Genomic DNA, 7399 nt, shown 5'->3' with positions numbered 1-7399 from the left:
GGGGCGGCTGCGCCACCTTTGACCATCATCAGACGACCACCCACACCGGCCACCACCAAAACAGCAGCGACGATCAAACCGAGACGCAACGTGCGATTCATCAGGAGTTTTCCAGACTTGAAAGAAGGGGCAGGGCAGTGGCTGTGCTGCTTCCTGCATGAAGGTGGATGGAAAGGCCGGCAAGCACCAAATCGACATGGGCTTGAACGAATCGATCCGGATCAAAAGGCAGCTGATGCTGGGCACCGCAGCATCCCAGCGAATGTTTATGGATGCAAAGCATCGCCAAAGGCAACGTGATCGAGCGCACCGTCATGCTGACATCCACCGGGCGGAACTCACCTTGGTCGATGCCTCGCTGCAACAAGTCAGCGACGATTTTTCACCCGGACCAACGACTTCTTGTTGATAGAAATCAGCCAGTTCCGGGATGTGATGGACCTCGGTCATGATCAGCTTGAAGACGCCTGAGGCAGGGCTGTTGAGAAGTCGCAACCAGCCTGGCGGCAAAAGTGTCCGCATGGCCTCAGTACAGGAGCCGTTGAACTGCTCAACTTCTAGGCCTCCAGCTGTGATCTCGGTGCCGATAAATTGTCGGATCACCGCCTTGAGAAGCTCTTCTTTGCTGGGGTAATAAAGGTACAAAGTGCCCTTGGACACACCCGCCCGATGGGCGACTTCCTCGGCACGCGTGGCGGCATAGCCTTTTTCGACAAAGAGTGACAGCGCTGCTTCCAAAAGCTCTTGCGGACGCTCGGCCTTGCGCCGCTGATGGGGCGCCACCATGGTGACAGGAGAAGAAGGGACAACTTGGAGGGTGATCACACCATGATTCTAAGTGACTAATTGGTCAGTAATCTTTCAAAGATGTTGCGGCATGATGCAAACTTTCTTCTTGGATCCAAGATCATGAACCTCTCAAAATCATCTTCTGGCCCCACCCGGCGCGACGTTTTACGTCTTTTTGGTGCAGGCGGTGGCATGGCAGTGGCGGGGGTTTTTACCTTCAGTGTGGCCGGTTGTGCTGGCGGACTTGATCGCCTCAAGGGCTACGAAATGAGCGTGGACAGCTTGCGTGAATCAATGTCCGGCTTCTTCCCGCTCAATCGACGGATGTTGGAATTCTTTGACGTAGGGCTGGGTTTGCCCAAGCTGGCGTTGCAACCGGCCAACAACCGCATCGGTACTGAATTGGATATGTCGGTCGGCACTGATGTTTTGTTTGCTCGAAAGACGCTCACCGGGAATTTTGGCATCAGTAGCGGCTTGCGCTATGAGCCGACCGATCACAGCCTGCGCTTGGCCTCTGTGCGATCCGACAAGCTCAGCCTAAGTGCCGTGCCTCAGGCTATCGCACCGCAAGTGCAACGTTTGGGAGGGTTGCTGGTCGAGCAAGTTTTGGAAGGGTTCACCGTCCACAAATTGCCCGACAAACTGGTTCAAGGGCTCGACACTTTGGGGGTTCAACTCGGTGCCATGAAGGTTTCTAACACCGGGGTAGGCTTCAATTTTGTGCCGAAAGCCTGACGCCTAAACGGCTCCCAAACCCATCAATCAAGATGACATCCTGCCCAAGACCTCTGGGTTCAGGATGTGCGTGGGCGTGCCATGGATGAAGTTCAGTACGTTCTCAAAGGCTGCGTCGAAGTAATGCTCGAAATTATCGAGTTCGACGTAGCCAATGTGAGGTGTGCAGACGGCATTTTCGAGGCGTAACAGCGGATGCCCTTGAAGGATCGGCTCGCTCTCAAACACATCCACAGCAGCCATACCGGGGTGGCCGCGATTGAGTGCGGCGACCAACGCACTGTCTTGCACCAACTCGGCGTGTGACGTGTTCACAAACAGGGCGGTAGGTTTCATCCGGGCAAAATCATCCAGCGTGATCAGACCTTGAGTGCTGGGTGTCAGCCGCAAATGCACGCTCAGGACGTCGCTGCTTTCGAAAAGCGCTTCGCGACTGTCGGCCACTGAAAAGCCATCATCAACAGCTTCTTGGCGCGAAGCTTCGCTGCCCCAGATTTGCACATCCATACCAAAAGCGCGGCCATATCCGGCGACAAGTCGTCCGATCCGGCCGTAACCCCAAATGCCCAAAGTTTTGCTTTTGAGCGTGGTACCCAAGCAGAAATTGGGTGGCATGGAGCCCGCTTTGAGTCCGGATTGCTGCCAAGCACCGTGCTTGAGATTGCCGATGTATTGCGGCAAACGACGCATCGAAGCCATGATCAGCGCCCACGTCAATTCAGCAGGAGCCACAGGCCCACCGAGGCTTTCGGCCACGGCAATACCTAACCGCGTGCATGCCTCTAAGTCGATATGCGAGCCCACGCGGCCGGTTTGAGCAATAAGCCGCAATTTGGGTAGCTTTTCAAGCAAAAGACGTGGAAAAGACGTTCGATCCCGCACGGCGACAATCACTTCGGCCTCTTTGAGGCGCACAGAAAGCTGCCCGATGCCTTTGACAGTATTGGTGTAAACCTTGGGATTGAAGGCTTCCAGACGCTTGGCACAGTGCAATTTGCGCACCGCGTCTTGGTAATCGTCCAGGATGATGATGTTCATGGCACTCAGAAGTTAGCCTCGATTGTGCCTGTGATTTCTGCTTTCTTAAGCATGGATGGTGCCCATAGATTGGGGGTGTTGTCGCATATTATTAATGCATGACGATGTATATTATGTCAAATTTATGCTGGGTTTCGGCGTAATTTACGCACTTTGAAGCGCACCGAACCGGCCCTTTCGATGCTTGATGAGCCTTGCGCGCGCTGACTGGCTTGAGCCTCGTGCAGTTGGCTCAGCAGTTGATGCAACTTGGCTTGTGTTGCTTGCTCGCGTTCTTCAAAACGTTGCTGCAACGCGACGGCTTCTTTTTGCTGGACGAGACGTTCTTGGGTCACACGCTCCACCTGCTGCTGGGCTTGCTGCATCTGTTGCTTATGCGCCTCACGGGTGCGCTCCAACTCAAGTTGCCAATGGCGTTCTTGCTCCAAGCTGCGCTGCGCCAGTTGTTGGCGCTCTTCGATCAAGGCTGCGCGCTCTTTCTCGCGCTGTTGCTGCAACACATTCAGTTGCGCATCCAAAGAGGCTGCGCGCTGAGCCGCTTCAGCCCTTTGGTGCTCAGCGCCATGCAGCGCGCGCTCCAAGCCTTCTTGGCGAGCCGCCATGCGCTGCGCCTTCAGTTCTAACTTGTCTTGCGCTTGCTTTAAATCCTCAGCTTGTTGAGTCAAAGCTGTGCGGACCTCGCTCAAGCTGGCTTCCACGGCGTGGCGTGCCGATGTCAACGATAACTGCCAAAACGTCGATGCGGCCAACGTAAAGGCCTCGTCCGGGTTGGTCGCATCCACCGTATCAAAACTTCCAGCCAAGCGCCCTGCCCCTGACTTGCCTTGTCCGTTGACCACCGCCGTATCGAGTCGCGCCCCCAAGCTGGCAAACCAGCCGTCCAAATGCGGACTCACGGTGTTGGGCGAGCCACGGCCCATTTTGAGGCGCACCCGCTCGATGGTCGGTCGCTCGCCAGCTTGGAGCAGTTCGTCGGCAGCCTGCCAGACATCGTTGGCGGTGATTCCTCGGCTCATGGCGATTCCTTGTTGTGCAAAACTAACTTTACTCACGATAATGAATGCTTATCGTGACTTAAATTCTATCGTGCAATTGTACACATAATAAATCATACGTACTACATATGAAATCAAACAAAACATCGGTATTGATCCCTTCACCAACCCTGGCCACCTTGGATCTCAGCTTGTTGATGACAGGTTCTGAGCAGGCTTTGCGCGCCTTGATGCGTGAAGGCGAATCACCGCACACCCGGCGCAGCTACCAATCGGCCTTGCGCTACTGGATGGCGTGGCATGCGCTGCGTTACTGCCAGCCCTTGGCGGTGCCGGTCGATGCGACGGTGGTGGTGCAGTTCGTGCTCGATCACGCCGGGCACCGCAGCAGCGATGGCAGCGTGCGGCGGGAGTTGCCGCCTGAACTGGGGGAAGCTCTCAAGCGCCAAGGTTTTGTCGGGGCGACAGCCATGCCCACGCTCAATACAGTCATGCACCGCGTGCGGGTGCTGTCGGCCCTGCACCGTGTGCAGGCTCTGCCCAACCCCTGCGCTCATGAAAGCGTCAAAGCACTGTTGCTGCGCACGCGCCGTGCTTTTGCCCGGCGTGGCGACACGGCCGAGCGCAAGCCGGCGCTCACGCGCGAGCCGCTCGAAGCGCTGCTGGCCACCTGTGATGACTCACTGCGTGGCTTGCGTGATCGCGCCTTGCTGCTGTTTGCTTGGTCAAGCGGCGGGCGGCGTCGCTCTGAAGTTTGCTCGGCCTGCGTCGAAGATCTGCAATGGCTCAGCCCGGAGGAATGTCTCTACGTGCTGCGCCACTCGAAGACCAACCCCGACGGTGCCGAGCGTCCAGAAAATCTCAAGCCCATTGCCGGTCGCGCGGCACAAGCGCTTAGCGCCTGGCTAGCAGCCAGCGGCATCCAGCAAGGCGCCATCTTCCGGCGCATTCGAAGGGGTGATGTGATTGCGGAGCCTTTGGCCGACGCCGCTGTACGCGACATCGTCAAGGCGCGCAGCCTGCAAGCCGGTTTGAGCGCTGAAGGCTATTCAGCGCACTCGCTGCGCAGCGGCTTCGTCACCGAGGCCGCCCGTCAGCAGATTCCCCTGGCCGAGACCATGGCTCTCACCGGCCATCGTTCAGTCGCTTCGGTGGTCGGTTACTTCCGGGCTGGCGAAGCTTTTAGCCGCGCCAGCCGCCTGCTTGATAAGGAAGACGATCAAGCAGGCCATCAAGCTTGAACGCGCATCGATAGGTCGAGCGCACGGACATGCTTGGTGAGGGAGCCGACCGAAATGCGATCCACACCACAAGCGGCGATCGGCCCAATGGTGTCAAGACTGGCACCGCCAGAATATTCAAGCACGGTGCGACCACCGCCCGCACGGTGCGCCCGTGTCAAGGCCACAGCGGTGCGGATCTGTTCGATGGAAAAATCGTCGATCAAGAGCAGATCGACGTCTTCTTCGAGCGCAATCCGAGCCTCATCCAGATCTTCAGCTTCCGTCATCAAGGGCACATGGGCTTGGAGGGCTCGGGCCGCTTGAATCGCTTGACGGATGCCGCCCGCAGCAGCGATGTGGTTTTCCTTGATCAAGATGCCGTCGTACAAGCCAATGCGGTGATTCACGCCGCCGCCGCACAGCACGGCGTATTTCTGGGCGTTGCGCAGACCGGGCAGAGTTTTCCGGGTATCGGCGATGCGGCAACCCGTGCTGGCCACCACTTCGACATAACGCCGCACCACCGTGGCGGTGCCAGAGAGCGTTTGCAGAAAGTTCATCGCTGTGCGCTCACCCGTCAAGATGGCCCGAGCCGGTCCTTCGAGGGTGCACAGCGTTTGATTGGCTTGAACAGCCGCCCCTTCACGCACTTGCCAATGGATACGCACATGCGGGTCGAGCGTCTTAAAGACCGCATCAAACCATGGCTGACCACAAAGCACAGCCTGTTCCCGGCTGATCAGTCGAGCCTGGGCCTGCTTGTCGGCCGGCACCAGCCGGGCAGTCACGTCGCCAGAACCGATGTCTTCGGCCAAAGCCAGATCGACGTTGTTTTGCAAGTCATGCGGAAGGGAGAAGGAAACCATGCTTTGAAGACGAGTTGAAACGAGATGCCGGGGCCTTATCATCCGAGCCCATTCAGGCCCATCTAGGCTGATTGTCGCCACAGTAGCATGACCCACAAGCCTTTTATTCACCGTCACTTCACGCCTGCAAACAGCATCTACGTCCTGCTGTTTGGGGTGCTGCTGGGATCAGGTCCAGCCCAAGCGTTCAGCAACGCTGATCTGCTGCGACTCAAGCCACCGCTCCAGCCGGAAGCGGCGTGGTCCGTAACCGAAGCTACGGTCAACCGCGAGACCTTGCCGCCTCCGGTACAGCAGCCAACCATCCACTCTGAAACAACAGTAAGTGCCAAAACAATCCACGTTGCAGGTTTTCGGGTGCACGGCAACACGCGTTTTCCTGAAAACGAACTGGTTGCTTTGCTTGATGACAGTGTTGGGCGTGACCTCAATTTCAACCAACTCCAAGCACTGGCAGCTCGACTGAGTGAGTTTTATCACCGTCAAGGGTATGACGCCGCTCAAGCCTATCTACCCATCCAACAGGTTCGCGGCGGCATCATCGAATTTGCCGTCAGCGAAGGCCAGGTTGGCAACATCAATGTGGTCACACCCCAACCGGAGGATGTCGCCACCCTGCGCTCATACCTTCATATGCAAACGGGTGATCCGCTGCGGCTTGACGTCCTAGAACAGCACCGGCTCACCTTGTCCGAATTACCCGGGGTACGCAGTCAAATCGTTTTGGCCCCTAGCCAAGAACCCGGCAGAACCGATCTGAGCCTGCATGCGCAGCGCGAACCCAGCCTTGTTGGTCGCGTGGAACTCAACAATGTGCCTCTGCTACCCGGTACATCTGGCCAAGCGGATGCCACGCTGAACTGGCGTCACGTCGGATCACTCGGGACCGGCTTGACCACAAGACTCACGGCCTTGGGACAGGGTAATTTTCGGAGTCAGGCCACCTTGACGCACCAGACGGAAGGGTGGCAAGCGGGCCTAGATCTGGCTTATCTCGAATACAGCCTCAGCCCGCATTCCTCACTCCTCAACTTAGATTTTCCGAACTCGGTTGAGCATGGGCACGCAGCGATGGTCGCTGCGGAGGTCTCAACAACGCTGATTCGACAACCGGGGCGATTTGGCAAGATCTCCGCTCGGCTGGAACATCGCAACTATCACAATCAACTCGAATTCATCGTGGATGATCGAGATATGGATAGCTTCACACTGGGTTGGAGTGAGCGGCGCCAGAGTCTGGGGCAGCAGCAAAATTTCGAAGGAACCGCCACTGCCGGTCGTGTAAGTGATATGGAATCGTTCATGCTTGTGACCTCCCGCTGGGCTTTGGCCACTCGCATGGATGCTCATTGGCAGGCCAACACCCGAGCAGATGCGCAATGGGCGGATAAGGCGCTACCACGATCGGAACAATTGCGACTCGGTGGTCCACAGGCTGTGCGAGCCTATGACAGCTCCGATGCCCGAGTGGACACCGGTTTGGTGGCTGGCGCTGAACTACGACGTACGGGGCAAATCATTGACGGGTTTATCTTTGGAGACGTCGGTTGGGGTGTTTTGAATCAAGCGCCTGGTTCTAGTTACACCGACCACTGGTTTAACCGAGAAAGTCTGGGCGTGGGTTTCGAGCTGCACCCTTTGCCAAAGACACAACTGATGGCCCAAGTGTCTTGGCAAACCATCGATACCCGACCACGCCTCTGGCTGAATCTGACACAAGCGTTCTGACGAACGCCACCACCAAGACCTA

The 7399-nt window shown here is 57.2% G+C and carries 8 protein-coding genes; 3 read left to right on the top strand and 5 right to left on the bottom strand.

Going from position 1 to position 7399, the window contains the following annotated elements; genetic code table 11:
* Window positions 1–100: 100 nt before the first annotated feature.
* Window positions 101–316 carry a hypothetical protein gene (locus LEPOCDRAFT_RS02965; protein ID WP_245526367.1) on the bottom strand — a complete coding sequence of 72 codons (216 nt, stop codon included), beginning with the start codon at window positions 314–316 and terminating at the stop codon, window positions 101–103.
* Window positions 313–786: a TetR/AcrR family transcriptional regulator gene (locus LEPOCDRAFT_RS01110; RefSeq protein WP_009453346.1), complete on the bottom strand. Its 474-nt coding sequence runs from the start codon at window positions 784–786 to the stop codon at window positions 313–315. The genes LEPOCDRAFT_RS02965 and LEPOCDRAFT_RS01110 overlap by 4 nt, the downstream gene beginning before the upstream one ends.
* 123 nt (window positions 787–909) lie before the next feature.
* On the opposite strand from LEPOCDRAFT_RS01110, the gene LEPOCDRAFT_RS01105 reads away from it, so the two are divergent.
* Window positions 910–1527 (top strand): hypothetical protein, encoded by a 618-nt coding sequence (locus LEPOCDRAFT_RS01105; protein ID WP_156793935.1) that lies wholly within the window; start codon window positions 910–912, stop codon window positions 1525–1527.
* Between the two features lie 27 nt (window positions 1528–1554).
* On the opposite strand, the gene LEPOCDRAFT_RS01100 is transcribed toward LEPOCDRAFT_RS01105, so the two are convergent.
* Both LEPOCDRAFT_RS01100 and LEPOCDRAFT_RS01095 read right to left on the bottom strand, forming a co-directional pair.
* Window positions 1555–2565: a D-2-hydroxyacid dehydrogenase family protein gene (locus LEPOCDRAFT_RS01100; protein WP_009453344.1), complete on the bottom strand. Its 1011-nt coding sequence runs from the start codon at window positions 2563–2565 to the stop codon at window positions 1555–1557.
* 122 nt (window positions 2566–2687) lie between these two features.
* A complete protein-coding gene (locus LEPOCDRAFT_RS01095; RefSeq protein WP_009453343.1) occupies window positions 2688–3581 on the bottom strand; it encodes a DNA-binding protein in 894 nt (297 codons plus the stop codon).
* A 107-nt stretch (window positions 3582–3688) separates the two neighbouring features.
* On the opposite strand from LEPOCDRAFT_RS01095, the gene LEPOCDRAFT_RS01090 reads away from it, so the two are divergent.
* Entirely contained in the window at window positions 3689–4801 is a 1113-nt protein-coding gene (locus LEPOCDRAFT_RS01090) for a site-specific integrase (protein WP_009453342.1), read from the top strand.
* Here LEPOCDRAFT_RS01090 and nadC read toward each other — a convergent pair.
* Window positions 4792–5649 carry a carboxylating nicotinate-nucleotide diphosphorylase gene (gene nadC / locus LEPOCDRAFT_RS01085; RefSeq protein ID WP_009453341.1) on the bottom strand — a complete coding sequence of 286 codons (858 nt, stop codon included), beginning with the start codon at window positions 5647–5649 and terminating at the stop codon, window positions 4792–4794. The genes LEPOCDRAFT_RS01090 and nadC overlap by 10 nt on opposite strands.
* An 87-nt stretch (window positions 5650–5736) precedes the next feature.
* Between nadC and LEPOCDRAFT_RS01080 the strand changes: the two genes are divergently transcribed.
* The gene (locus tag LEPOCDRAFT_RS01080; RefSeq protein WP_009453340.1) at window positions 5737–7377 is read left to right on the top strand and encodes a ShlB/FhaC/HecB family hemolysin secretion/activation protein; all 1641 of its coding nucleotides are present in this window, start codon (window positions 5737–5739) and stop codon (window positions 7375–7377) included.
* The last annotated feature ends 22 nt before the right edge of the window (window positions 7378–7399 follow it).

Source organism: Leptothrix ochracea L12, assembly GCF_000262525.1.
The sequence above is the reverse complement of the archived record's forward strand: the minus strand, read 5'-3'. Positions and strand labels throughout refer to the sequence as shown.